This window comes from Blautia sp. TF10-30, from assembly GCF_003481245.1.
GTDB lineage: Bacteria > Bacillota > Clostridia > Lachnospirales > Lachnospiraceae > Fusicatenibacter > Fusicatenibacter saccharivorans.
This window is the reverse complement of sequence record NZ_QUKM01000031.1, coordinates 1-2,533: the sequence shown is the minus strand read 5'-3', so window position 1 is coordinate 2,533 and position 2,533 is coordinate 1. Positions and strand designations below refer to the sequence as shown.

3 protein-coding genes and 1 pseudogene are annotated in these 2,533 nt (G+C 51.7%); all 4 read left to right on the top strand.

Going from position 1 to position 2,533, the window contains the following annotated elements:
* A partial coding sequence (locus DXD02_RS15215) for an ATP-binding protein (RefSeq protein ID WP_158581242.1) occupies positions 1-534 on the top strand: 534 nt, incomplete at its 5' end.
* Positions 531-719 carry a transposon-encoded TnpW family protein gene (locus DXD02_RS15210; protein WP_002569233.1) on the top strand — a complete coding sequence of 63 codons (189 nt, stop codon included), beginning with the start codon at positions 531-533 and terminating at the stop codon, positions 717-719. The genes DXD02_RS15215 and DXD02_RS15210, both read left to right, overlap by 4 nt.
* A 111-nt stretch (positions 720-830) precedes the next feature.
* Positions 831-2,441 carry a recombinase family protein gene (locus DXD02_RS15205; RefSeq protein WP_002569232.1) on the top strand — a complete coding sequence of 537 codons (1,611 nt, stop codon included), beginning with the start codon at positions 831-833 and terminating at the stop codon, positions 2,439-2,441.
* A gap of 21 nt (positions 2,442-2,462) precedes the next feature.
* Positions 2,463-2,533 (top strand): annotated as a pseudogene (locus DXD02_RS16460) (Maff2 family mobile element protein); the annotation flags it as partial.

Sequence of the window (2,533 nt, the reverse complement as noted above, 5' to 3'; positions counted from 1 at the left end):
CAGACCGAAACCGCCCGCTTTTATGTGGAGAGCTGGGAAACCATGCAGGCTGAAAATATCGGCTACCTGTTTTGGGGCGGCGTGGGGACGGGAAAAAGCTACCTTGCCGCCTGTATCGCCAACGCCCTTATGGAAAAAGAGGTTGCCGTCTGCATGACAAACTTTGCAACGATACTGGGTGACCTTGCCGCCAGCTTTGAGGGCAGGAACGAATATATTTCCCGCCTTTGCAGCTACCCTCTGCTGATACTTGATGATTTCGGTATGGAGCGAGGAACAGAATACGGGCTGGAACAGGTTTACAGCGTGATTGACAGCCGTTACCGAAGCGGCAAGCCGCTGATCGCCACGACCAACCTCACGCTGGAGGAATTGCAGCACCCGCAGGACACGCCCCACGCCCGTATCTATGACAGGCTGACTTCCATGTGCGCCCCCGTCCGCTTCACGGGCAGCAACTTCCGAAAGGAAACCGCACAGGAAAAGCTGGAACGCTTAAAGCAACTGATGAAGCAGCGAAAGGAGAGCCTATGACAGAAACGAAACAGACAAGCACCACCAAAACAGACCGCCGCCCGGACTGTGTGACGGAAATCCGCATGGGCAACTCCGTCCTTACCGTTTCCGGCTTCTTCAAGCAGGGCGCAACCGACACCGCAGCCGACAAGATGATGAAAGTGCTGGAAGCGGAAGCTGCTACACAAAAAACGGCGATTTGACCGACCATAAAGAAGCAGATTTGACGCTTTTGCCGCTATACAGACAGCCGCCCCATGTGGTACAATCAAGGTACGGAATAGTGGGGCTGGCTGTCGGAAACGGAGGATTTTATGTTAAGACAGACCAACCAACAACCAATTACCGCCCTTTACCCAAGACTATCCCATGAGGACGAGCTGCAAGGCGAAAGCAATTCCATTTCCAATCAGAAGCGTATCCTTGAAACCTATGCAAAGCAGAACGGCTTTTCCAATCTGCGCTGGTACACGGACGACGGTTATTCTGGTGCGAACTTTCAAAGACCCGGTTTTCAAGCCATGCTTGCGGACATTGAAGCCGGAAAAGTCGGGACAGTTATCGTAAAGGATATGTCGAGGTTAGGGCGAAACTACCTGCAAGTGGGAATGTACACGGAAATGATTTTCCCACAGAAAGGTGTCCGCTTCATCGCTATCAATGACGGAGTGGACAGCGCACAGGGCGACAATGACTTTGCCCCGCTGCGGAATATCTTTAACGAATGGCTGGTGAGAGATACGAGCAAGAAAATCAAAGCAGTAAAACGCTCAAAAGGCATGAATGGCAAGCCCATCACAAGCAAGCCTGTGTATGGCTACCTCATGGACGAGGATGAAAATTTCATTATTGACGAGGAAGCTGCACCCGTAGTCAAGCAGATATACAACCTCTGTCTTGCCGGGAATGGTCCGACCAAGATAGCCCGTATGCTCACAGAGCAGCAAATCCCCACGCCGGGAACGCTTGAATACCGCAGGACGGGCAGCACCCGCCGCTACCACCCCGGCTATGAGTGCAAGTGGGCGACCAATACCGTAGTGCATATCCTTGAAAACCGGGAATACACAGGCTGTCTGGTAAATTTCAAGACAGAAAAACTTTCTTACAAAGTCAAGCACAGTGTAGAAAATCCCCCGGAAAAGCAAGTGATTTTCGAGAACCACCACGAGCCTATCATAGACACCCAAACATGGGAACGGGTGCAGGAGCTTCGCAAACAGCGCAAACGCCCAAACCGCTATGATGAAGTGGGTTTGTTCTCCGGCATACTGTTCTGTGCGGACTGCGGCAGCGTGATGTATCAGCAGCGATACCAGACGGACAAGCGCAAGCAGGACTGTTATATCTGCGGCAACTACAAGAAACGCACCCATGACTGTACGGCGCACTTTATCCGCACCGACCTCTTGACCGCTGGTGTACTCTCCAATCTGCGGAAAGTGACCAGCTATGCGGCAAAGCATGAAGCCCGGTTTATGAAACTCTTGATTGAGCAGAACGAGGACGGGGGCAAACGCAGGAACGCCGCCAAGAAAAAGGAACTGGAAGCCTCCGAGAAACGCATAGCCGAGTTATCCGCTATCTTCAAGCGGCTGTATGAGGACAGCGTGACCGGGCGCATATCAGACGAGCGTTTCACAGAGCTGTCGGCAGACTATGAAGCAGAGCAACGGGAGCTGAAAGAAAGAGCCGCTGCTATTCAAGCGGAGCTTTCCAAAGCACAGGAAGCCACCGTGAACGCAGAAAAGTTTATGAATGTTGTCCGGCGGCATACCAGCTTTGAAGAACTTACCCCTACTCTGCTGCGGGAGTTTGTAGAGAAAATCGTTGTGCATGAGTGCAGCTATGACGAGAACAAGACCCGCAGACAGGACATTGAGATTTATTATTCTTTTGTTGGCAAGGTGGACTTGCCCGAATAACCGCCCGACCTATCCGACACAATGCGCAAGTGCCGGATAGGAACGGCAAAATTTTTTACACTTCTATTACTTCTTTATCGCACATCAGTAAA

Excerpts from the sequence above, each read along its gene's own strand:
- DXD02_RS15210 (WP_002569233.1), top strand. The coding sequence starts at position 531 with ATGACAGAAACGAAACAGACAAGCACCACCAAAACAGACCGCCGCCCG.
- DXD02_RS15205 (WP_002569232.1), top strand. The coding sequence starts at position 831 with ATGTTAAGACAGACCAACCAACAACCAATTACCGCCCTTTACCCAAGA.